This window comes from Bradyrhizobium sp. HKCCYLRH2015, assembly GCF_051168215.1.
Taxonomy (GTDB): Bacteria; Pseudomonadota; Alphaproteobacteria; order Rhizobiales; family Xanthobacteraceae; genus Bradyrhizobium.
This window is the reverse complement of sequence record NZ_JBNPUO010000011.1, coordinates 92549-116517: the sequence shown is the minus strand read 5'-3', so window position 1 is coordinate 116517 and position 23969 is coordinate 92549. Positions and strand designations below refer to the sequence as shown.

Annotated in this window: 16 protein-coding genes; 6 read left to right on the top strand and 10 right to left on the bottom strand. The window is 64.5% G+C overall.

The genetic code is table 11. The features are described 5' to 3' along the window. Nucleotides 1-17: 17 nt before the first annotated feature. The 3 genes from ACQR1H_RS27260 to ACQR1H_RS27250 all read right to left on the bottom strand — a co-directional run bounded on the left by ACQR1H_RS27260 (nucleotide 18) and on the right by ACQR1H_RS27250 (nucleotide 3422). A complete protein-coding gene (locus ACQR1H_RS27260; protein WP_315803568.1) occupies nucleotides 18-815 on the bottom strand; it encodes an enoyl-CoA hydratase/isomerase family protein in 798 nt (265 codons plus the stop codon). After that, on the bottom strand, nucleotides 815-2008 hold the full coding sequence (locus ACQR1H_RS27255; RefSeq protein WP_434908465.1) for a pyridoxal-phosphate-dependent aminotransferase family protein: 1194 nt from the start codon (nucleotides 2006-2008) through the stop codon (nucleotides 815-817). The genes ACQR1H_RS27260 and ACQR1H_RS27255 overlap by 1 nt, the downstream gene beginning before the upstream one ends. Nucleotides 2009-2216: 208 nt before the next feature. After that, entirely contained in the window at nucleotides 2217-3422 is a 1206-nt protein-coding gene (locus ACQR1H_RS27250) for a pyridoxal-phosphate-dependent aminotransferase family protein (protein WP_434908464.1), read from the bottom strand. A 128-nt stretch (nucleotides 3423-3550) separates the two neighbouring features. Between ACQR1H_RS27250 and ACQR1H_RS27245 the strand changes: the two genes are divergently transcribed. The 5 genes from ACQR1H_RS27245 (at nucleotide 3551) to ACQR1H_RS27225 (ending at nucleotide 9584) form a co-directional block, all read left to right on the top strand. After that, nucleotides 3551-4309, top strand: coding sequence for a GntR family transcriptional regulator (locus ACQR1H_RS27245; RefSeq protein WP_316183852.1), 759 nt, complete (start codon nucleotides 3551-3553; stop codon nucleotides 4307-4309). 113 nt (nucleotides 4310-4422) lie between these two features. Beyond that, entirely contained in the window at nucleotides 4423-7377 is a 2955-nt protein-coding gene (locus ACQR1H_RS27240; RefSeq protein ID WP_316238927.1) for an FAD-binding and (Fe-S)-binding domain-containing protein, read from the top strand. Nucleotides 7378-7503: 126 nt separating this feature from the next. Beyond that, nucleotides 7504-7932, top strand: a complete 429-nt coding sequence (locus tag ACQR1H_RS27235; protein ID WP_315803573.1) for a GlcG/HbpS family heme-binding protein — start codon at nucleotides 7504-7506, stop codon at nucleotides 7930-7932. A gap of 207 nt (nucleotides 7933-8139) precedes the next feature. Then, a complete protein-coding gene (locus ACQR1H_RS27230; protein WP_315803574.1) occupies nucleotides 8140-9144 on the top strand; it encodes an SDR family oxidoreductase in 1005 nt (334 codons plus the stop codon). A gap of 80 nt (nucleotides 9145-9224) precedes the next feature. Then, on the top strand, nucleotides 9225-9584 hold the full coding sequence (locus ACQR1H_RS27225) for a VOC family protein (RefSeq protein WP_315803575.1): 360 nt from the start codon (nucleotides 9225-9227) through the stop codon (nucleotides 9582-9584). Here ACQR1H_RS27225 and ACQR1H_RS27220 read toward each other — a convergent pair. After that, nucleotides 9581-10456, bottom strand: coding sequence for a GNAT family N-acetyltransferase (locus ACQR1H_RS27220; RefSeq protein ID WP_315803790.1), 876 nt, complete (start codon nucleotides 10454-10456; stop codon nucleotides 9581-9583). The two genes, ACQR1H_RS27225 and ACQR1H_RS27220, sit on opposite strands and share 4 nt — an antisense overlap. 256 nt (nucleotides 10457-10712) lie before the next feature. Then, nucleotides 10713-14036, bottom strand: a complete 3324-nt coding sequence (locus ACQR1H_RS27215; protein ID WP_434891927.1) for an autotransporter outer membrane beta-barrel domain-containing protein — start codon at nucleotides 14034-14036, stop codon at nucleotides 10713-10715. 180 nt (nucleotides 14037-14216) lie between these two features. On the opposite strand from ACQR1H_RS27215, the gene ACQR1H_RS27210 reads away from it, so the two are divergent. Further along, nucleotides 14217-15425, top strand: coding sequence for a TIGR03032 family protein (locus ACQR1H_RS27210; protein ID WP_316216917.1), 1209 nt, complete (start codon nucleotides 14217-14219; stop codon nucleotides 15423-15425). A 369-nt stretch (nucleotides 15426-15794) separates the two neighbouring features. On the opposite strand, the gene ACQR1H_RS27205 is transcribed toward ACQR1H_RS27210, so the two are convergent. From ACQR1H_RS27205 to ACQR1H_RS27185, 5 genes are all read right to left on the bottom strand, one after another. After that, entirely contained in the window at nucleotides 15795-16574 is a 780-nt protein-coding gene (locus ACQR1H_RS27205) for an enoyl-CoA hydratase/isomerase family protein (RefSeq protein ID WP_315803578.1), read from the bottom strand. A 72-nt stretch (nucleotides 16575-16646) separates the two neighbouring features. Then, a complete protein-coding gene (locus ACQR1H_RS27200) occupies nucleotides 16647-17384 on the bottom strand; it encodes an esterase/lipase family protein (protein ID WP_315803791.1) in 738 nt (245 codons plus the stop codon). After that, nucleotides 17384-20809 (bottom strand): acyl-[ACP]--phospholipid O-acyltransferase, encoded by a 3426-nt coding sequence (locus tag ACQR1H_RS27195; protein ID WP_434908463.1) that lies wholly within the window; start codon nucleotides 20807-20809, stop codon nucleotides 17384-17386. The genes ACQR1H_RS27200 and ACQR1H_RS27195 overlap by 1 nt, the downstream gene beginning before the upstream one ends. A gap of 271 nt (nucleotides 20810-21080) precedes the next feature. After that, nucleotides 21081-21347 (bottom strand): hypothetical protein, encoded by a 267-nt coding sequence (locus tag ACQR1H_RS27190; RefSeq protein ID WP_315803580.1) that lies wholly within the window; start codon nucleotides 21345-21347, stop codon nucleotides 21081-21083. 184 nt (nucleotides 21348-21531) lie between these two features. Further along, on the bottom strand, nucleotides 21532-23619 hold the full coding sequence (locus ACQR1H_RS27185; RefSeq protein WP_315803581.1) for a molybdopterin oxidoreductase family protein: 2088 nt from the start codon (nucleotides 23617-23619) through the stop codon (nucleotides 21532-21534). Nucleotides 23620-23969 lie beyond the last annotated feature (350 nt).

The following is a 23969-nucleotide window of genomic DNA, read 5'->3' as shown; positions in this document are numbered from 1 at the left end:
GCAAGCACGGCATCGGACTACTTGCCTTTCCAGTTCGGCGTCCGCTTGTTGAGGAACGCCTCCATGCCCTCGCGGAAATCCTCACTCATATAGGCGCGCAGGATCAAATCCTCGCCCTCGTCCCGCGACAGGGTCCGGCGGATGCGGCGCACCGCCTCCTTGGTCACCTCGAGGGTGATCGGCGCGTGCGAGGCGATGAGCTTCGCGGTCTCCAGCGCGCGTGTCTGCAGCGTCTCGACGTCGGGCACGATCTCGTTGAGCAGACCGAGCGCCAGCGCCTCGGGCGCCTCGACCAGCCGCGCCTTGAAGATGAGATCCTTGGTGCGCGCAGGCCCAATCAGCGAGACCACGCGCGAAATGTTCGACATCGACAGGCAGTTGCCGAGCGTACGCGCGATCGGAAAACCGATGCGCGTGGTCTCTGTGCCGATACGGATGTCGCAGCAGGCGGCGATGCCGGCGCCGCCGCCGGTGCAGGCGCCCGCGATCGCCGCAATCACCGGCACACGGCACAGTTCCAGCGTGCCGAGCACGCGGTCGATCCGCGCCTCATAGTCGAGCGCATCCTGCGCGGTCTTGAAGGCGCGGAACTGTGAAATGTCGGTGCCCGAAGCGAAGGCCTTGTCGCCGGCCCCGGTCAGGATCAGCGCCTTGATCGACCGATCGCCATTGATGGCCTCGCAGATCGAGGCCATCTGGTCGTACATCGCGAACGTCATCGCGTTGCGCGCCTGCGGCCGGTTGAAGGTGATCTTGGCGATGCCGTCGTCGACGGCATAGATGAGATCGTCGGAGCCGGTCACAGGCGCGGTCATCAGGCCACCTTCGGAATCGGCGCGGCCTCGCGCGCCTTGAGAACATCCATCGCCGCAAGCACGCCCCCGGCACGATGCGGCACGTTGGCGAGCGCCAGGCCCATCTCGACGCCGGCGAGCGTGCCCATCAGCATCAGGTCGTTGAAATGACCGATATGGCCGATGCGGAAGACCTTGCCCTTGATCTTGTTGAGGCCGGTGCCGAGCGACATGTCGAAGTTTTCCAGCACCGTCTTGCGGAACTGATCGGCATCATGGCCGTCGGGCATGACGACGCCGGTCAGCGCCGGCGAATGCGCCTGCGGATCGGCGCATTGCGTGTCGAGGCCCCATGCCTTCACAGCGGCGCGCGTCGCAAGGCTGTGGCGGCGGTGGCGGGCGAACACGTTCTCGTGGCCCTCCTCCTCCAGCATCTTCAGCGCCTCGTTGAGGCCCATCAGCAGATTGCAGGCCGGCGTATAGGGAAAGGTACCGAGCTTGTTGAAAGTGATGATCTCCTGCCAGTCCCAGTAGGAGCGCATGCCGGGATTGGCCTTGGCGGCGGCGAGCGCCTTCTCCGAGACGGCGTTGAAGCCGAGGCCCGGCGGCAGCATCAGGCCCTTCTGCGAGCCCGCGACGGAGACGTCGATGCCCCACGCGTCGTGCTCATACTCCATCGAGCCGAGGCCGGAGATGGTGTCGACCATCAGCAGCGCCGGGTGGCCGGACCGGTCGAGCGCCTTGCGCACCTCGAGCGGCGGCGTCAGGCAGCCGGTCGAGGTCTCATTGTGCACGACGCAAACGGCCTTGATCTTGTGCGCCTTGTCGTCGACCAGACGCTGCTCGATCGCCGCGATGTCGGCGCCATGACGCCAGTCGCCGGGGATGAAGTCGACGTCGAGCTTGAACTTGTCGGCGATGCCCCGCCACAGCACAGCGAACTGGCCGGTCTCAACCATCAGCACCTTGTCGCCGGGCGCGAGCGTGTTGACGATCGCGGCTTCCCACGCGCCGGTTCCCGACGACGGATAGATGATCACCGGCTGCTTGGTGCGGAAGATGCGCTGGCTGGCCGCCAGCACCGCGAAGCCGAGCTCGGCGAACTCAGGACCGCGATGGTCCAAGGTCGGCATGTCCATCGCGCGCAGCACGCGGTCGGGTACGTTGGTCGGCCCCGGAATCTGAAGAAAATGCCGTCCCGTGTGCACAGTCATTGGCGTCCATCCCCGGTCATTTGGTTGGTGCGCGGACGTGGCATGCCACGCGCTCGCCGCGCTTTTCTCCCGCCAGACCGCTGGCGTCAATAAAGAAGACGCAAGCACCGATCGCTCCGGGCTGACATCCCTCAGATGCACACAAATCCCCTTCTTCTGTGCAGTGCGGCATAGCGGGGCACCCCGGCTTGCGGCACGCGATTTGGCCTCATGTCACGGCCGCAAGATGACTCGGCGCATTGCCCTGCGATGGCTCGTCGAGCAGGGCCATCGCGGCATCGACACCGCCGGCGCGATGCGGCACGCCGGCCGCGCGCAGCCCCATCTCGACACCGCTCAGCGCAGCCATCAAGGTCAGCGCGTTGCACTCGCCGAGATGGCCGATGCGGAACACCTTGCCCGCGACCTTGGACAGGCCCGAGCCGAGCGACATGTTGTACTTATCGAGCACGACCTGGCGGAACTGATCGGCGTCATGGCCCGGCGGCATGAGCACGGCGGTCAGCACCGGCGAAAAATCCTTTGGCTCCTGGCACAGCACCTCGAGGCCCCAATGCTCGACCGCGGCGCGGGTCGCGGCCGCAAGGCGCTGGTGGCGCGCGAACACCTGATCGAGCCCCTCCTCGAGCAGCAGGGCAATCGCTTCGCGCAGGCCATAGAGCAGGTTCGTCGCCGGGGTATAGGGGAAGAAGCCATTCGCGTTCAGCTTCAGCATGTCCTCCCAGTCCCAGAACGAGCGCGGCATCTTGTTGCCCTTGGCAACAAGGCGCGCCTTGTCCGAGATGGCGTTGAAGCCGAGCCCCGGCGGCAGCATGAAACCCTTCTGCGAGCAGGATACGGCGACATCAACCTTCCACTCGTCGAAGCGGAAGTCGGCCGAGGCGAGACCAGAGATGGTGTCGACCATCAGCAGCGCCGGATGTTTGGCGCGGTCCATGGCGGCACGCACCTCGCCGACCCGGCTGGTCGCGCCGGTCGAGGTCTCGTTGTGCACGACCATCACCGCCTTGAGCCGATGGCCGGCATCGGCGACCAGCTTCTCCTCGATGACAGAGGGATCGACGCCACGGCGCCAGTCGCCAGGAATGAAGTCGACCTCGATGCCCCACCGCGCCGCCATCTGCCGCCACAGCGTGGCGAAGTGGCCGGTCTCGACCATCAGCACCCTGTCGCCCGGCGACAACGTGTTGACGATGGCAGCCTCCCAGGCACCGGTGCCCGAGGAGGGGTAGATGATCACCGGGCTGGCGGTCTTGAAGATTGTCTGCGAGCCGCTGAGCACGGCCCTCCCCAGCTCGGCGAACTCGGCGCTGCGGTGATCGATCACCGGCATGTCCATGGCCCGCAGCACCCGCTCGGGCACCGGACTTGGGCCCGGAATATGCAGGAAATGACGGCCTTGGGGACGGGTCACGGCAGAACTCCAGGGAGACGACGGCATTCTGGCACCCATGATTGCATTCAATTTCTTGACGTGCAAGAGCTTAACCGCATTCACGGATGAGGTCGACCACATCTGTAACTACCGCTACAATGGGTAAGATGAATTCCACGATTCCCGATATCGAGACGCCACCCTTGGCAGGGCCAAGCGGTCGATCCGTGCCCGCGCGGGACGAGACCTCGCTGCATGACGAGATCCTGGCACGGCTGCGCGACTACATCGTCGAGGGCCACGTCGCCGACGGCGGACGCCTGTCCGAGCGCCAGCTTTGCGAAATGCTGGGGGTGTCCCGCACGCCCTTGCGCGAAGCGCTGAAGGTGCTCGCAGCTGAGGGTCTGGTCGAACTGCTGCCCAATCGCGGCGCCCGGGTGCGCCCTCTCAGCGCCGCCGACATCCATGAATTGTTCGACCTGATGGGAGGCCTGGAAGGCCTCGCCGGGCGCCTCGCCTGCGAGAAGATTTCGGATGAAGCGATCGCGGAAATCGAGCAATTTCATCACGATATGTACGGGTTCTACATGCGACAGGACATGCAGGGCTATTTCCGCATGAACCAGTTGATCCACCGCGCGATCGTCGACGCCGCCGCCAATGCCACCCTGCATGCGACCTATGAGAGCTTGGCGGGCCGCATCCGCCGGGTGCGCTTCTCCGCCAATTTCGCCCGCAAGCGCGAGCGCTGGAGCGAGGCCATGCGCGAGCATGAGCTGATCCTCGATGCGCTGCGCCGCCGCGCCGGAAGCGAGCTGTCGGACATCCTGTTCCAGCATCTGCGCAACAAGGGCGCGGCTGCGATCGCCTACTTCGCAGAGAGCCAGCCGCCGCTGGCGGGAGCCAAGCCGGACAAGGTCGAATAACGCCCGGGATTGCGCAAATTTGCATGCAATCAGATTGACGCATTTGCGGAAATGAATGACACCGGGCGGAACAGCGCCCGCCGGACGACAGCCGGGCCCGACCAGGGATCACCATGCCGAACGCCAAAGCCGGTCCGTCCAGGCTCGAACAGAAGCTCCGCGCCGAGATCACGGGCAACGTCTTCTTCGACCGCTTCAACCGCGGCCGCTACGCCACCGACGCCTCGTTCTACCAGGTCATCCCGGCGGGCGTGGTCGTGCCGCGCACGATGGACGAGGCGCTGCTTGCGCTCGCCATCGCCCGCGACGACGGCCGCATCGTCACGCCCCGCGGCGGCGGCACCTCGCAATGCGGCCAGACCGTCAACGAGGGGATCGTCGTCGATTTTTCCAAGCACCTGAACCGCATCGTCTCGCTCGATGTCGAGGCCCGGACCTGCGTGGTCGAGCCGGGCATCGTGCTCGACGATCTCAACCGCCAGCTCAGGAAGCACGGCCTGTGGTTTCCGGTCGACGTCTCCACGGCGTCGCGCGCCACGATCGGCGGCATGGCCGGCAACAATTCCTGCGGCGGCCGCTCGCTGCGCTACGGCACCATGCGCGACAACACCATCGCGATCGACGCCGCGCTGGCCGACGGCACGCTGGCGCGTTTCGGCGAGGTGCCGCGCGACCTTGGTGACGTCAGCGCGCCCGACGGCGCCCGCGCGCTGTTCCGCGACATGCTGGCGCTGGGAGAGCGCGAGGCGGCCGAGATCGCCGACAAGTTTCCCAAGGTGCAGCGCCGCGTCGGCGGCTACAATCTCGACGCGCTGACGCCGCGCAACGCCGCCAACAACATGGCCCACCTGCTGGTCGGCTCGGAAGGCACGCTCGCGTTCTCCACCCGGATCGAGCTCAAGCTGTGGCCGCTGATCCGCACCAAAGTGCTCGGAGTCTGCCATTTCGGGAGCTTCTATCAGGCGATGGATGCGGCCCAGCATCTGGTGAAGTTGAAGCCGATCGCCGTCGAGCTGGTCGACCGCACCATGATCGGGCTGGGCCGCGACATCGCGATGTTCCAGCCGGTGATCGCGGCGGCCGTGCGGGGCGATCCCGACGCGATCCTGGTGGTGGAGTTCGCCGAGGAGACCAAGGACGAGAATCTCGCCAAGCTCAAACAGCTCTCCGAGCTGATGGGCGACCTCGGCTTCTCCTGGAGCAACGAGATAAGCAAATGGGGTGGCGTGGTCGAGATCACCGAGCCCGCGCTGCAGACCGCCGTCGCCGACTTCCGCGCCGCCGGCCTCAACGTGATGATGTCGATGAAGGAGGCTGGCAAGCCGGTGTCGTTCGTCGAGGACTGCGCGGTGCCGCTGCCGCATCTCGCCGACTACACCGCGCGCCTCAACGAGGTCTTCGCCAAGCACGGCACGCGCGGCACGATGTATGCGCATGCCTCCGAAGGCTGCCTGCATGTCCGTCCGGTGCTGAACCTGAAGCTGGAGAAGGACGTGAAGGCGATGCGCGCGATCGCCGAGGAAGCCTTCGCGATGGTGCGCGAGTACAAGGGCTCGCATTCCGGCGAGCATGGCGACGGCATCGTGCGCTCGGAATTCCATGAGCAGATGTTCGGCAGCCGCATCGTCGCCGACTTCAAGGAAGTGAAGCGGCGCTTCGACCCGGCGAACGTGCTCAATCCCGGCCGCATCGTCGATCCGCCCAGGATGGACGACCGCTCGCTGTTCCGCTATCCGCCGGACTACCGCGTCGACGACATCAAGACAGTACTCGACTGGTCGGCCTATCCCGGCGCCGCCGGCGGTTTCCAGGGCGCGGTCGAGATGTGCAACAACAACGGCGCCTGCCGCAAGCTCGACGGCGGCGTGATGTGCCCGTCCTACCGCGCCACCCGCGACGAGAAGGATGTCACGCGCGGCCGCGCCAACACCTTGCGACTCGCGATTTCCGGCCAGCTCGGTCCCGGCGCGCTGTCGTCCGACGAGATGATGGAGACGCTGAAGCTCTGCGTGTCCTGCAAGGCCTGCCGCCGCGAGTGCCCGACCGGCGTCGACATGGCCAAGATGAAGATCGAGGTGCTGGCGGCCCGCGCGACCACGCATGGCCTCACCTTGCGCGACCGGCTCGTCGCCTATCTGCCGCGCTATGCCGATATGGCTGCCCGCTTCGCGCCGCTCGTGAACCTGCGCAATCACGTCGCGCCCCTGCGCGCACTGATGGAGCGCGTCGCGGGCATCAGCGCCAGGCGCAAGCTGCCGGCCTTCCGCAGCGACACCTTCCGTGTCGACGCCGACGCGTTCGGTCCGGCTGATGGCCGCGAGGTCGTGCTGTTCGGCGACACCTTCAACCGCGTCTACGAGCGCGAAAACCTCGACGCCGCGCTGCGCGTGCTGATCGCCGGCGGCTATCGCGTGCATGTGCCGAAGCCGACGGATGGTGGCCGCCCGCTGTGCTGCGGCCGCACTTTTCTCTCCGCCGGCCTCGTCGGCGAAGCCAAGTCCGAGCTGCAGCGCCTGGTCGAAACCTACGCGCCGTTCGCATCGCGCGGCGTGCCGATCATCGGCCTGGAACCGAGCTGCCTGCTGACGCTCCGCGACGAGCTGCTGTCGCTGCGCAACGACGCGACCGCGAAAACGATCAGCGCACATGCGCTGCTGCTGGAGGAGTTTCTGGCGCGCGAGGCCGAGAGCGGCCGGCTCGCGCTGCCGCTCGCCCCCCTGCCCGGCAAGGCGCTGCTGCACGGCCATTGCCATCAGAAATCCTTCGCCGCCTTCAAGCCTGTCGAGCAGGTGCTGCGGCTGATTCCGGAGCTCGAGGTCGAGACCATCGAATCCTCCTGCTGCGGCATGGCCGGCGCCTTCGGTTATGGCGCGGAGACCTACGAGGTCTCGCTGCAAATGGCGGAAGCGTCGCTGCTACCAGCCGTGCGCAAGGCCGACGCTGCAACGTTCATCGTCGCCGACGGCACCTCCTGCCGCCACCAGATCCAGGACGGCGCCAATCGTGGCGCCGTTCACGCCGCGCAGCTCCTGGCGATGAGCCTGGAGCGAGGGCGAGCATCTACGTAGTCCGTAGGGTGGGCAAAAGCGAAGCGTGCCCACCGCGGACCTTCCGCTTCGCAAGATGGTGGGCACGCTACGCTTTGCCCACCCTACGCAGCTTCGTTTGAGTTAATGACACAGGGACTCACAGACATGGCCGACCTCTCTCTCGACACCGCCCGCAAGATCCTCGATGCCACCCTCGCCAAAGGCCTTGAAAAGAAGCTCAAGCCGCTCGCCGTGATGGTGCTCGACGCCCGCGGCTGCCTGAAAGCGGCCGCCGCGCAGGACGGCACCAGCCTGATGCGGGCCGAGGTCGCGCACGGCAAGGCTTATGGGGCGCTCGCGCTCGGCCTCGGCTCCCGCGCCCTGTTCCAGCGCGCGCAGGAGCAGGCCTATTTCATCGACGCCGTGAACACGCTGGCCCAGGGGCGCATGGTCCCGGTGCCCGGCGGCGTGCTGATCATGGACGGCACCACGCTCGTCGGCGCCGTCGGCGTCTCCGGCGATACCTCCGACAATGACGAGATCTGCGCGGTCGCCGGCATCGAAGCCGCCGGCCTCAAGGCCAATGCGGGCTGAGCTCGGTCGCACAGCAAAGCTCTGCGAATTCTACCGTTCCAACGATCTCGAGGGGACTGGCGTGCCCTCTCGGAGCTCGGTGGATCGCGCGTCGAACTCCCCGGCGCCGTCAAAAGCTGACGGAGAATTCATTCGGCCGGCTTGACCGGCCCGAAACATTGCCGGCCGCCGCACGTTTGTACCAAGGGGCGCGTGGAGAAACCGGACATGCCTCGCAGACGAACTCGCACTATCATCATCACTGGCGCCTCCGCAGGCGTCGGCCGTGCCATCGCGAAGCGTTTCGGCGAGGCCGGCGATCGCATCGGCCTGATCGCGCGCGACGAGGAAGCGCTGCGCGACGTCCAGCGCGAGCTGCAGGCGCGGTTTGCCCATGCCGAATACGAGGCCGTCGATGTCGCCGATGCGCAGGCCCTGTTCGACGCGGCCGAGCGGCTCGAGCAGCGCCTGGGTCCGGTCGACATCTGGATCAATGACGCCATGGAGACGGTGTTCTCGACCGTAGCGGACATCACGCCGGAAGAATTCCGCCGCGTCACCGAGGTCACCTATCTCGGCTTCGTGCACGGCACGATGGCGGCGCTGCGCTCGATGCGCCGGCGCAGCGAAGGCCGCATCATCCAGATCGGTTCGGCGCTCGCCTATCGCGGCATTCCGCTGCAGGCGGCCTATTGCGGCGCCAAACATGCGATCCGGGGCTTCACCGACTCGCTGCGTGCCGAGCTGATGCACGAGCGCTCGGGCATCACGCTCAGCATCGTCGATCTGCCCGCGGTGAACACACCGCAATTCGACTGGGCCCGCGCGCACCTTGCGCATACGCCACGCCCGATGGGCCGGCCGGTGGAGCCCGAGGTGATCGCGGACGCCGTCTATCGCGTTGCCGACGGCGGCTTCCGCGAATATTGGATCGGCTGGCCGACACTGCTCACGATCCTCGGTAACGCCGTCGCGCCGGCTTTGCTCGACCGCTACCTCGCAGCCAAGGCGATCGCCGGGCAACAGACCGATGTGCCGCTGGTGCCCGACCGCACCGACAATCTCGATCACCCGGTGACGCGCCTGCACCGCACCCGCGGTTCGTTCAGCCGCGGCGCGGCCCAGCAGACCCTGCTGGTGCCCGGTGATGTCGCGCGCGCGATGACGGTCGCGCTCGGCGCCGCGGTCTTTATTGCGTTGGGAGCGGCAATGAGCCGGCGGCGCTGGCGATGAGCCGCGACGCTGCCCTTGCCTGACACCGGCAGGATACGCTTTCCTGCAACGCGGCTTCCACTAGGGCTCGGAGCGCCTTCATGACCATCGAGAGCATCAGCGCGATCACCATCGCCACCCACGACATGGCGCGTGCCGTCGCCTTCTATCGCGCGCTCGGCTTCGACAACATCGCTCATGGCGGCGCCCACACGCCGTTCACGAGTTTCAGGGTCGGCTTCGGCTTTCTCAACCTGATCGCCATGCCCAAGGACAAGCAATGGAGCTGGTGGGGCCGCATCATCTTCCATGTCGCCGACGTCGACGCCGTCTACGCGAAGGCGCTCGGCGCCGGCTTCACGCCCTCGACCGAGCCGCGCGACGCCGAATGGGGTGAGCGCTATTTTCACCTCACCGATCCCGACGGTCATGAACTGAGCTTCGCGCGGCCGCTGGGCTAACCGAGCTCGAAGGTGGTGACGCCGAACACCCGCTCGATCCGTAGCGGCGGGATTGGCCCGGTGTACATCCGCGCGGTCTCGAACACCGGCTTGAGGCCGAGGCTCTCGGCGAGCGCCACCGCCGCGGAATTGATCGCGGGCACGTCGAGGAACACCTCGGCTTCGCCGGCCGTGCTCAACAGAGCCGCGATTACGGCCTCGGCATCATCGCGCCTCTCGGCAACCAGCGGACCGATCTTGTAGCCGATGCGGCACGGACGGATCACACCCCAGGCGGCTAGCGTATCGTCGCGGATCAGCGCCCGGCCGAGATGACCGGGCGTGTCGATCCAGGCCCGCAGGAATGCACGGCGCGGGGCAGGAAACACGGTCGCGTCTGACGCTTCGATATCGGCGAACGACACATCGCCCAGAGTGACGACACCTGATCGCTCCACCGACTGCGGCAGGGCTACGGGTCGCCCGCCGTAGCGGATATTGGCATACGCATAGCTGAAGCCGGATTTCCGGTAGTTGTCCTGCTGCGCGACCACGCCGTCGAGCCCGACGACCCGCGAACCCGCATGGGCCATCGCCGCCTGCCAGAGCCGCAAGCCGTAGCCGTGCCCGCGCAGCTCGGAACGGACGATGTAGAAGCCGAGAAAGGCGAAGCGGTCGTCGTAGTTCACGCAGGACACGGTTGCGACCGGCACGCCCTCACGCTCGGCAATCAGAAAGCCGCCGGGATCGACCACGGCGAAACAGGCCGCATCCGACCGGCCGGGATTCCAGCCCTCGGCCGCCGCCCAATCGATGGCGAGCGAAATCTCGTCCGGGCGCATCGGCCGGATGCGCAGGCCGTCAGCGTTGGGATGTCCGGCCGATGGCGTCATGTTCTCTCGATCCGAATGCCGCAGCATCCATCAATCATGACGCCGTGCGAAGCTCGGAGCAACCTGCGTAGCCAATTCTGCTGTAAGGTTTCAGTCGCAAACGAAGATCATCCAAGCTCATTGTTCATCTGCGGCAAGGACAAAACCAGGCAACGCTCGAAAGTGTGCTGCGCAGTCGCGGGCAAATCGTAGGCACGTCTCGATAAGATGCCGAATCGCCTCGTGCATCGCTCCGAATATCTTTTGCCGGATAGAGCTAGAATTGAATTTTGATGTGCCCCTCGACCGAGTGATCCTGGGTGCTGGTCGAAAGATTGCCGCGATAGGACAATCCTATGACAGTATTGGCGCCTGTGCGCAGATCAAGCGCGGTTTGCACCAGGGCGGCATCGCGGGCGAGCGGCACCCCGGCGATGTCGAATCTAGCGCCCGTGCTTCTGAAAAGCAGGTAGTCTTCCGGCTTAAGCTGGCCGAACCCGTGTTGCCAAGCGAGCGATGCTGAAGGTTTGAGCGCCATTCCGCCCGACAATCCAATCACCGCCGACGCGCGCGACCCGATCGCGGTATAACCCACGTCCTCCTCGCGCGATGCGACGGAAAGTGCGGCAACGTCACCGGCCTCATCGAAGCCATTGGTATGGAGATGGATCCAGGACCAACCTGTGAATGGCTCCACAACAGCATTCGCGAGGTTTAGATCATACCCAATCTCACCAAATAATTGTGAGCTGAACGCGCCATAGCGCCCGGTCGCCCGTTCGAGAAAACCGGGATAGCTGATCGAGCGAGCGCTCCCAATCGTGCTGAAACTCAGAAGTGCCCCCGAGCGGACGTTCCAGGCACCCACGCCCAACCCTGTATAGACGCCGAAAAATGCGCTCTCGATATCGGCCGAGCTCGCACGGGCATCGATGCTCATCCTCGAATTGGTGTAGCCGAGTGCAACGCCTGCCCGCCAGTTGTCTCCCAGCCGCCCGTCTACTCCGCTGAAGAAGCCGCTCAGGCGTCTGCTCATACCAGCAGCACTCCCGTCACCATGAACCGTGCCCCAAGCCCCCACTCCCTGAGCCCACCAGGCAATATTCCGCGATGTGGATGCGTTGGCCGACAAAGGAATGCTGCCAGCGCGGAAAATGTGCCTGCCCGTATCGACATAGGCCAGGTGCTTCGGCGGGGATCGATCGGCATCACCGTAGATCACGGCCGGACCTTCGGAGCCAAAACCCGCAAAGGCCCCAAAACGGTCCTCAAACGAAGTTTGACGCAAGCGTCCGAGGACGGCATCCCGGGCGTAATGGCCGTCTTCAACAATGGACGTCCGTGCGCTGGCATGAAGTTCGCCCGATAGCGCGTCGAACGCCTGCTGCGCGCCGGCCGCCGTCTGGAAGATAACGCTGCCGAAAAGCCGGCTGTCCGGCGAGCTTTCCTGGAGAGCGGTGGCTACGGCCAGCTGGTTTGCCGTCCGCGCGACGCTCGGAAAGAAGGTCGACTGGGTCAGCGAGAGGAACACGTTGTTGGCATCATAACTCAGGCTGGGAAACAGGAACGCAGAGTTGCTGCTCACCCCAGAGAAGGTACCAATGACGCCATCGGCGGCATTGAGAATATTGTAGGTCGTACGGAAGCCATAGGCACCGCTTTGCGGCAGGACAACAACATTGCCATTGAGTCTTGCCGTGCCGGTCGCCGCGATCCGGTCTGCGGCCCCGGTCGCGTTGGTCTCGACTTCGTAGGCGGAGCCAGAGGCAAAGGATAGATCGCCGGAGACATTAAGCGTCCCGATCGAATTGCCTGGCGCAACGACTCCGCTGCTCGCGACACCGAGCCCCCCGATCGTGCCATTGCCCGTGAGCCGGGTCCCGGAGTTGACGAACACGGTCGATGCAAGCCTCCCCGTGACGTCCAGTATTCCGCCGTTGACGAACGTCGGACCGGTATAGCTGCTGTCCCCGCTCAGGACGAGCGTGCCACTGCCGTTCTGCTCAAGGGTACCAGGGCCCGAGATCGTTCCACCGAAGGTGTAATTGTCGGAACGATTGAAGGCCAAGATTCCGTTGTTGATCACGTCGCCGACGATCGAGCCGCTGGTGCCGCCATTCCCGAGTTGCAGCGTCCCAGCGCTGACGGTGGTGCCGCCGGTATAAGTGTTCGCGCCAGAGAAGATGGTCGAGCCGGAGCCAAGCTGTTGGAACGTCCCGGTGCCCGAAATGATGCCACCGAACGTGTAGCTGTCGGAACGATTGATCGCGAAGGTGCCATTGTCGTTGACGTTGCCGCCGATCGAGCCGCCGCTGCCGCCATTCCCGAGTTGCAGTGCGCCGCTATTCACCGTGACCGAGGTGTTTGGCATGCTTCCGTCAACCTCGAGCAGGCCGCCATTCACGGCAAAGCTGGAGATGAGCGGAGTGGTGCCCGTAAGCGTCCAGTGGCTGCTGCCCTCCTTGAGAAACGTCCCGAAGCCCTGGTATTGCAGGCCTGTACCGACCGTTGCGACGTTGAAGCTCGCTGTACCCGTGCCGCCCAGTGCAAGGGTGTCGCTGCCGCCGCCGAAAACGTTGCCGTTGATCACAGCGGTTGGATGAAGCTCAAGCCGGTTCGCCGAACCATGAAATCGCACCGCCCCGCCTGCACCGCCGTTGAGCGTGCCGGCCACAGTGAGAGTCGTGGGGCTGACGACGAGGCTCGATGTATCAATGGCGAAACCATCCGCCCCCGTACCATTCGAGGTCACCTGGCTTCCGGCACCGATCGCAATCGCAATCGATCCGCTCGTTCCGCTTCTCGCATATATGCCCGTCGTATTGGTTCCTGTGACGTCGCCCGAGATGGTAATCTTTACCGCGCCATTGCCATCGCTCCGCGCAAAGATGCCACTCTCCTGGCCGCTCACGGCGGTTCCGGCGGTTGTGGTCACCGTGACATCTGCGTTCCCTCTCGCGAGAAGCGCGAAATCGCTGCCGGTCGTGCCGACGGCCGTGACGTCACCATTGACCGTCACGGTCGTCGATCCAGTGCCGTAGTTGCGGCTCAGAATTCCGTAGCGTGCGCCACTAACGTTGGAGCCCGCGCCGGTCGTCACGGTCAGATCAGTGCCGAAATTGATCGCCACGATTCCCCGCGATACCGCGGTTGTGCCCGTGCTGACGACATCGCCATTGGTCGTGATGTTGAGCGCGCCGGTGCCCTGGTTGCGGCCCCGAATGCCGTAGTTGAGGGCGGTGATATCACCGTTGGTATTGACTGTGATGCTGCCCGGAACGCCGGCTGTCGTCGTCATATTGAGTCCGTTACCGGCGCTCGCGGTAAACGGAGAGGAGTTCGTGTCGGTATATGAAAGGTCGCCAGCGCCGGTGACCGTGAGGGCATTCGCGGAGACGGTGGTAATGCGGAATCCCGATAGCGCAGTCACGTGCGCGTTGGCGCCCGAAATCGTCTGGGCGGTGCTGGCCCCCGAGCATTCCCAATTGGAACCGCCCACATTGGCGCAAGCAGAGTAGGCCCGGCGGCTATAGCCGGAAACAGCACCCACCAGCATCGAAGACGACAGCACCAGCTGCCGGCATAGAGACCTGTCGGACAAGCGCCCCCTCCTTGGGCTGGGAAATTCAACCTTTATATGTCAAAAATCACTCGACAACCAGGAGATGCCGCACTTCGATCACAAAGTCGTAGGTCGATCCCGTCTTTCGAGGCGCTCTCCTGGGCCGCGCTGAAGAGGCGCGGCCTCTTGTCGGGTCCACCGCCGTTTGGGGAAGCATCCATGTGCTGTCGTGACGATGTGCCGACATTCGAATCAAACGAGATTTTGCCCGCCGATCAAACTGGCCTGCGCCTTCCCGCGGAACAGGTCGGCCAAGCCGGCGGGGAGGCGCTTCGGTACTCCATGTCCCCCGGACTGCCCGAGTTTCTTGGTTCTCAGCGCATCGCCATCGTGGGTTCGTCCTATCAATCCGGCAAACTCTATTTCCTCGGTCAGAACGTCGATGGCGGGCTCTTGGTCCACGAGCGCCTCTTTCACAAGGCTATGGGACTCTGCGTCGTGGACAGAGACACGATTCTGCTCGCCACGATGTTCCAAATCCTGAAATTCAGGAACGTGCTTGCGCCCGGCCAGCGGATCAACGATCTGCACGATGCCTGTTATGTCCCGCGCCAGATATTCACCACCGGCGAGCTCGATGTTCACGACGTCGGGGTGCTGAGCGATGGCCGCATCGTCTTCGTCAACACGCTTTACAATTGTCTTGCTTCAATATCGGAACGGCACAGCTTCACGCCGCTGTGGAAGCCTTCATTCATTTCGAAGATCGTCAAGGAGGACCGATGTCACCTGAACGGACTTGCCATCGAAGACGGCACCCCTCGCTACGTTACCGCGATCAGCAAATCGGATACCGTCGATGGCTGGCGCGACCGTCGCTCCGATGGCGGCATCGTCGTCGACGTGCACTCCAACGAGATAGTGATCGGCGGTCTCTCGATGCCTCATTCCCCCCGACTCTATCGCGGGAGATTGTGGGTGCTTAACTCGGGCACAGGGGAGATCGGGTGGATCGCGCATTCAGCAGCCGGCGCGACGTTCCAGGTTTTGGCCTTCTGTCCCGGCTTCGTGCGCGGGCTCGCGTTTTTCGGCAACCATGCCTTCGTTGGCTTGTCGAAACCTCGCTATGAGCGGTTCGAGGGTCTCGCACTGGATCGCCGGTTAGCCGAAACCGATTCCGAACCGTGGTGCGGAATCCAATTGATCAATCTCGATACCGGTGTCTGCGAAAACTGGTTTCGGATCGACGGGGCGGTAACCGAATTCTACGATCTGGGCGTGGTGGCAGACGTGGTGCGCCCCATGGCGATCGGCTTCGCCAACAACGAGATCCTTGATCTCGTCACCCATGATCCGATTGATGCCGCTCAGAGCGCTTGGCCTGTGCAGAAACGAGCGCCGGGAGTGGGGTCCCCGTGGCGGGCGTAGAGTTGCACGCTAGCCGAGGAACAAGTGCTCCTCAAAGACGGCAGGCCGCACGCACGTGACGGTGACCCGAAAGCCCGGGGCACCAGAGAGATCACGTATAAGCCGATTCACCTGCCCTGCGCCCTCTTCATCTCTGAGTGCTGAGACCAGAACGGGACTCGGGCGCACGGCGCCGCGAGATTGCTGACGAATATATTCTGTTGCTCGACGATGGCGACGATGTTGAGAACGCGCGCACGTCTCCACCAGCGTTATTCCGGACCGCGCCTGCAAGGCGTGGGCACGGAATCCATAACCGCCATCGGGAGTATGGATTCCGGGCTCGCCCTACGCGCGCCCCGGAATGACGACCTCATCATACGAGCGAAATCATTTCCCCGGCCACACCGGCTTGCGCTTCTCGGCAAATGCCTTCAGGCCTTCCTTGGCGTCCTCGGTCATCGCCAGCAGCGCGATCTGGCTTTCGAGATAGGCGATGGACTCGTCGAACGACATCGAGGCGATGGCGCGCATGGCGTATTTGCCGCGGCGGATGGCTGTCGGCGACTTGTCGACGAGGCGGCCGATCAGCCAGTCGATCTTGCCGTCGAGCTCGGCGGCGGGAACGACGTGGTTGAGCAGCCCGGCGGCCTGCGCGACCTTGGCGTCGAACGGCTCGCCCGTGAGCGCCCATTCGTTGACGAGACGCGGCGGCGCGATGCTCTGCAAGAGGCTCAGGACCTGCATCGGGAACACGCCGACCTTCACCTCCGGAAGGCCGAAGAGGACGTGGTCGGCCGCGACCGCCATGTCGGTCATGCACAGCAGGCCCATGCCGCCGGCCATGCAGACGCCGCCGACCCGCGCGATCGCCGGCTTGGTGGCATTCTGCGACAGCCTGAGCAGATCGGCATAGTCGACATTGGGACGGGAGAAATCCATCGCGAACGCCGCGCCGGAGTTCTGCAGGTCGGCGCCCGCGCAGAACGCCTTGTCGCCCGCCCCCGTCAGCACGATCACGCGCACCCCGGGATCGTCATGCGCCTGGCGATAGCCGCGCGAGATGCCGGCGATGACGTCGCCATTCAGCGCGTTGCGCTTCTCCGGACGATTGATGGTGATCCAGAGGGCCTGCCCGCGCTTGTCGAGAATCACGCTGTCGTCGGTCATCGCCTTGCCTGTCGCTTGCTGTCGGATGCGAGATTGTCGCGGGATAGCCGCGAGGAGCAAGGAAAACTTGCGTCAGGAGGCCGCGCGGCGGCCGATCTCATCGATGACGCCGCGCAGCAGCGGACGCGCAGGCTCGAACTGGCCGGTACGCAGGAACGCGATGGTCTGCCGGAACGACGTCGGATGCACCAGCAGTCCCACGTGCGAGGCCTTGACGGTCGTGTAGTCCGTCATCCCGACGAGCTTGCAGCTCTCGACCGAGACGCGGCCGTCGTTCGGCCATGGCAGCAGGAACAGCCCGGCGATCGGGTCGAGGAAACGGTTGCCGGCGATCACGCCGATCTCGTAGTCGGCGGCCGGCAAGGAGGCGAGCGTGACGTCTTTCGTGGTCACCAGTTGCAGGCCTGCCGGCCCGAAATAGGCGCGATACAGCCCGACGTTCTGCAGCCGGTCGGCGAGCTCGCTGCCGCCATTGGGCGTTCCCAGCATGACGACACGGCCGAGCCGCGCCGGCCGATGCTTCGCGATCGCGACCCGTGCCAGCAGCCCGCCCATCGAGTGGGTGACGAAATGGACCGGACCGTCGATCCCGGCGGCGAAATCGGCGATCGCCGGGCGGATGTCGTCAGCAAGAAACTCGAGCGGCTTCTTGCGGCTCTCATAGTCGAGGTTCAGCGTCGCAAAACCTGCGCGCTGCAACCGCTTTTCCAGCGGACGCAGCATCAATGACCGGCCGGCGATGCCATGCAGCAGCACAACCCCCGCGTCGCGGGGGCCACTGTGCTGAGAACGCCGGCGCAGCGATGCAATCACGCGACTTCCCGCTCCTCCGGCTCGCGCTCCGTCGTAGCGGTTGCCGCACTCGCCTCGGCAAGCGCCTTGGCGCCGACATAGTCGGTCTTGCCCGAGCCGAGCAGCGGGATCTTGTCGACCACCATCACGACGGCCGGCACCGCAAGCTCCGGCGCGCCTTGCGCCTTGGCCTGACGCTGTATCGCGGAGCGTTCGGCATCCTTCTGCGTCGTGATCAGCACGATGCGCTCGCCCTTCCGCTGGTCGGGGATCGACACCGCGACCGAGGCTGCCTGCGGCCACAAAGCCGCGGCGATCTGCTCGACCACCGTCAGCGACACCATCTCGCCGGCGATCTTGGCAAAGCGCTTGGCGCGGCCCTTGATCGTGATGAAGCCCTGCGCGTCGATGGTGACGATGTCGCCGGTGTCGTGCCAGCCCTCCGGCAGTGCCTCGAGCACGCCGGGATTTTCGGCCCTGACATAGCCGAGCATGACGTTGGGGCCGCGGACCGAAAGCCGTCCGCCCTCCTCGATGCCCGGCACCTTGTCGAGCCGATACTCCATCAGCGGCGACAGGCGGCCGACGGTGCCGACACGGTTGGCCATCGGCGTGTTCATCGCCAGCACCGGCGCGGTCTCGGTGACGCCATAGCCTTCGAGAACGCGGATGCCATAACGCTCCATGTAGATCTGCCGTGTCCGATCCTTGACCGGCTCGGCGCCGGCAATGACCAGCCGCAGGGTGCGGAAATCGTAGGCATGAGCGGAGCGCGCGTAGCCGGTCAGGAAGGTGTCGGTGCCGAACAAGATCGTGGCGCCGGTCTGGTAGATCAGTTCGGGCACGATCCGGTAATGCAGCGGCGACGGGTACATGTAGATCGGGATGCCCGCCAACATGGGCATCATCATGCCGCCAGTGAGGCCGAAGGAGTGAAAGACCGGCAAAACATTGAACACAAGATCGTTAGCGTTGGCATCGACCCTCGCCAATGCCTGCGCGGCATTCGCGAGAATGTTGCGATGGGACAGGACGACGCCCTTCGGGGTGCCTTCGGAGCCGGACGTGAACAGAATCACCGCCGGATGGTCGGCATTGCGGGCGACGCGCGGCTTGGTGCCGTCGATCATCCCCTTGATCTTGTCGGCCAGGCTGACGGAGGCCTTGACGTCCTCGAGATAGACCAGGCGGGCCTGTCCTTCGATCGCCGCGATCAGCTTGTCGAGCTTGCCCTTCTCGATGAAGGCCCGCGACGTCAGAACGGTCGTGACCTGCGCCGCCTTCATTGCCGCCAGCACATTCACCGGGCCGGCGGAGAAATTCAGCATTGCCGGCACGCGGCCGATCGACTGCAGCGCCATGAACACCACGGCGACGCCGGCGGAGTTCGGCAGCAACAGGCCGATGTTCTCGCCCACCATCGTGCCCTGCTCGAGCTTGCGGCTGAGCACCTGCGAGCCGAGCAGCAGCTTGCGATAGGTCAGCTTGGTGCCGAGCGGATCCTCGATCATCACCTTGCCGGTGTCGTGGTCGCGATGGGCATGGGCGAGCGCCTCGAACAGCGTCCGATCCAGCATGGCGTTCTTGACCATGGCGTCGATCATCACGTCCTGCAGCGCCGCGCCGGCCGCATTGCGGCGGGTCTTGCCCTTGAGAGCCGCATCGATGGTGAGCTTCACCGGCGGCAGGATCGTCACCGTCACCTTGGGAAACCAGGAGCGCTTGATCTGGCCATCCTTGAGATAGCTGAGATGCGATCGCTGCGCGCCCTCGATGCGAACGGGCACCACGATGGCGTCGGCCTTGTCGGCGATCATTGCGGTGCCGTCATAGACCTTCATCAGCGAGCCCGACACAGTGATGCGGCCCTCGGGGAAGATCACCACCGGCTCCTGGCTGGCGACCAGCTTGATCAGGTCGCGAGCACCGAGCGGCTTGGTCGGGTCGATCGTGATGTGGCTCACCAGCTTCAGGAAGACCTTCGCCCACCAGGCCTTGGAGATCCCGGTGTCCACGGCGAAGGTCGCATCAATCGGAAGCACCGCGTGTAGCAGCGGACCGTCGATCAGGCTGACATGGTTCGGCGCGATCAGCATGCGGGTGCCGGCTGGCGGCAGGTTCTGCAGGCCGCGCACTTCGGTGCGGAACAGAGCACGGAACAGCATCGCGCCGAAATCGCGCACGCCCTCCCTGCCCCATTTGTTGAGCACGAACCAGACGGCGCCGAAGCTGGCCAAAGCCAGACCGAAGAAGATCCAGGCGATCGAGACGCCCGCGGCCTGCAGGCCGGCTACGCCCAGCGAGCCGACCACCATGAAGGCGGCCTGCAGCACATTGCCGGCAGCGATGACCCGGGCGCGCTCGGTCGGCTCCGACCAGGCCTGCACGGCGGCAAACGCCGGAACCACGAACAGGCCGCCGCCAAAGGCGAAAACGGCGAAATCGATCAGCATGCGCGCGCCCGCCCAAGAGCCGACGAAGGCGAGCGGCGTGAGGCCCTTTGCGGCCTCGGTCGTCCCGATCGCCCAGGACAGATCGAGGCCGAGCACGCCCATGAGGATGGCGCCGATCGGCACCAGCGCGAGATTCGGCCTGACGTGGCTGAGATGCGCTGCGAACAGCGAGCCGATGGCAATGCCAATCGCGAAGATGGCGAGGCACAGAGTGACCACGCCCTCGGTGCCGCCGACGACATCCTTGACCAGCGCCGGCAGCAGCGACAGCACGACGGCGCCGACCAGCCAGAACCAGGACACGATCACCATGCCGTCCCACAGCCGCGGCGCGGCGTACAGCGACTTGAGAAGGTGCGAGGTCGAGGTCCAGGGATTGGCCGTGATGCGCAGATCGGGGGCCGACGGCGACGTGTGCGGAATGCGCGAGGCCGACGCCCAGGAGATCAACGCGAGGCCGATGACGGCGAGAGCGACCCATCCCATGTGCGACGAGCCGGAGACGAGTTGGCCGCCGGCGATGGTGCCGATCAGGATGGCCATGAAGGTCGCGCCTTCGACCAGCGCGTTGCCGGTTGCGAGCTCACCGACCGTCAGTTGATCGGGCAGCATGGCGTATTTCACGGGACCGAACAGCGCGGCAATGACACCGAACATGCCGAGGGCGACGAACAGCAGCGGGATCGAATGCAGAAAGAAGCCCAGCGCCGCAAAGGTTGCGGCGAAGATCTCCGCGAATTTGAGCCGGCGCGCCACGATTCCCTTAACATATCGATCCGCCAGCTCGCCGCCGAGCCCGGACAGGATGAAGAACGGAAAGATGAAGACGGCGCCCGCCACGGTCACAAGCGCGTCGCCATGCGTTGCCACGGCGCCATAGAGCAGCATGATGACCAGCGCATTCTTCAGGACGTTGTCGTTCAGCGCCGAGGAGAATTGAGCCCAGAACAGCGGGGCAAAACGGCGCGACGACATCAACTGCTTGATCATGATCGATTCCTGGTGTGCTGCAGCGGCTTGGCCGCAAGGATCGCAAGAGTCTTGAAGGTTGGTGATGAAATGAGGCGGAGCCGGCGATGCATCCCGTTAGACGCGGTCATGCGGTTAGGCGTTCTGTTGTTGGTCGCCGACCAGGACGGAAAATAGCGCGAAGGTCGTGTGCAAAAGGCTTATCCAGACCGATGGCAACGGGACGGAGGGGGTGGGACGCGAGGACATGGTGACCGCTTCGTTGCGCATCAGATCGGGATTTGAGACGAGGTCAGGTCAGTTCGCTCAGGTAGTGGAAGCAGCCGAACAGGCCGCCACGGCGCAGCCGGTGCCCTTCGCGCCCGGCGGCACGAAACAGACGTTGTCCCGCCAGCCGCCTCGTTCGCCGCGCAGCCAGCAGACCGGCAACATCACAAGCATTTGCGATCCGCTCGACGCGCGCCGTCAAAAGGTGAGACGCGAACCGCGCGAGACCGTTCAGTCCTGTCGGCGCATTGGTCGAAAAAAAATGGGGAGCGCGAGAGTCGAGAACCTGCATGAGACTTCTCCATATTTTGAGCAACGCTCAAAATATATATCGCGCTTTTGAGCGGCGCTCAAGAAGAGAATGTGAAACGTCAAGAAGGGTAAAATGATCCTGCGAGCCCCGCCTCTCGGGGTGAGGGGCGAATAAGGCCCTCGAATCAGAAGGGATTTTCGATAACTCGGCTTGCCCCAGTGGGTCAGCCTGCCGATTTGCGCAGCCAGACCTTGTTGTCGTGGAAGGCCGCGCCCCCGATCGGGGCGACGGTGTCGGCGGCGGTGAGCACGTTGATGCCGCGTCCCCCGACATGGGCGCGATTGGGATGGATCGATTCGGCGATCAACACTCCGCGCCGGACTCCGTCGAACAGCCGGGCCGCAAGCGAGGTCTGTCCGCGCTCATTGCCGAGCGTGACGATGTCGCCGTCGACGATGCCGAGCGGGGCTGCATCCAGCGGATGGATCATGACGGAGGGGGCCCCTTCCCGCGCCTGCGACGATGGCGTCTCGTTGAAGGAGGTGTTGAGGAACGAGCGTGCGGGACTGGTTGCAAGCCGGAACGGATGCTGCTGATCGACCTCTTCGGTCACCGCCCAATGGTCGGGCAATGACGGCATGCGCTCCGGATTGCCCATGACGCGTCCGAATGGCGGATGAGCCCAGTCGGCCTTGAAGTGGAATTTGCCGTCCCTGTGCGCGAAGCCGTCGAGATAGTGCGACGTGCGGAAGTCCGGCTGAAGGTCACGCCAGACATCGGCCTCGAGCCCGGCGATATCGCCATGGCCGCTCTTCTTCAACGTCGCATCGATCAGCTCGCGCGGCGACATCTCGAAGCCCGGATGCACAGCCCGCAGCCGCCGCGCCAGGCCTTGCAGCACCTCGTGGTTGGAGCGGCACTCACCCGGTGGATCAATCAGCTTCGGTCCGACCGAGATGTGCTGATGGCCGCCGCCGTAATAGAGATCGTCATGCTCCATGAACATCGTGGCGGGCAGCACGATGTCCGCCATCTGCGCCGTCTCGGTCATGAACTGCTCGTGGACGGCGACGAAAAGGTCTTCGCGCGCAAATCCGTTGCGAACCAGCTCCTGCTCGGGCGCCACCGTCATCGGGTTGGTGTTCTGGATCAGCATCGCCTTGACTGGCGGGCCTCCACAGAGGGCCACCGCGTCTCCCGTCAGGATGCGCCCGATCTGGGACTGATCGAGGAAGCGGGTGGAATGATCCACGGCGTCATGGCCCTCGATGATCGACTCATCGAAGTGCCAAAGCGCGGCGTTGTTGAAGAAGGCCCCGCCTCCTTCGTACTGCCAGGCGCCCGTCACCGCGGGAATGCAGGATGCCGCATGCATCTGCGTGGCACCGTTCCTGCTACGGGTGAAGCCGTAACCCAGCCGGAAGAAGGTGCGCTTCGTCTCTCCGACCAGACGGGCGAACGCCTCGATCTCGGCCACGGGAACGCCAGAGATTTGCGATGCCCATTGCGGCGTCCGCGTCTGCAGATGCGCTTCGAGTTCCGCAGGGCAGTCCGTGTACTTCTCCATATAGGCGCGGTCGGCAAAGCCGTCGCGAAACAGCACGTGCATCACGCCGCAGGCAAAGGCGCCGTCGGTGCCCGGGCGCAGGATGATCTTGATGTCGGCCTGCTTCATCGTCTCATTGTCGTAGACATCGATCGCGGCGATCTTGGCGCCCCGCTCTTTTCGGGCGCGCGCGGCATGAGTCATGACATTGACCTGCGTGTTCACCGGGTTCGTGCCCCAGATCACGACCAGGTCCGAGAGCGCCATTTCCCGCGGATCGACGCCGGCGATCTTCCCGGTGCCGATGGCAAAGCCGATACGCGCGACATTGGCGCAGATCGTCGAGTAGAATCGCGAATACTTCTTCACATGGGTGAGACGATTGAGGCCGTCGCGCATCACGAGACCCATCGTGCCCGCGTAATAATACGGCCATACCGACTGAGCGCCAAAATCCCGCTCCGCCTGGAGAAACCGCTCCGCGATCTCGTCCAATGCCTCGTCCCAGGAGATGCGTGCAAAATGCCCTGATCCTTTCGGACCGACGCGACGCATCGGATGCATCAGCCTTTCAGGATGATGAATCCGCTCGGCATATCTCGCGACCTTGGCGCAAACCACGCCAGCCGTATAGGTCTGCCGTTTCGAGCCGCGAACGCGGCCGATCGTCTTCCGATCGAGCACTTCGACGTCGAGCGCGCAGGCGGACGGACAATCGTGCGGGCAGGTGGAATGGCGGATATCGACGCGGGTCTGCTGGTTCATGCCCGATTGGTAGCATCAAAGAATGCATCCGCCGAGAGCATTCGCGAGGCATTCGCATGAACAAGATTCGTACGTGTCTGCATCACCGCAGATCTGGTTCTGGACGCGGACAAGTCGCCGCCGACGACGGCTGATCCGCCGTTAGGGGCGAGATGAAGACGGCAAGAAAAGACGATAGGCTTTGTTGCGCGCTCGTGTTTGCTGCCTGCGACGGTCTACATCGCAGCGCACCATCACGAGCCCTCAGCTGACGGCAATTTCGATTGCAAAGCGATTTTCATATATTAATATATCAGTTGAGGAAACGAAAATGTCCGGTCGCCCCCCGAGGAAATTGGCCGCAGCGCCAC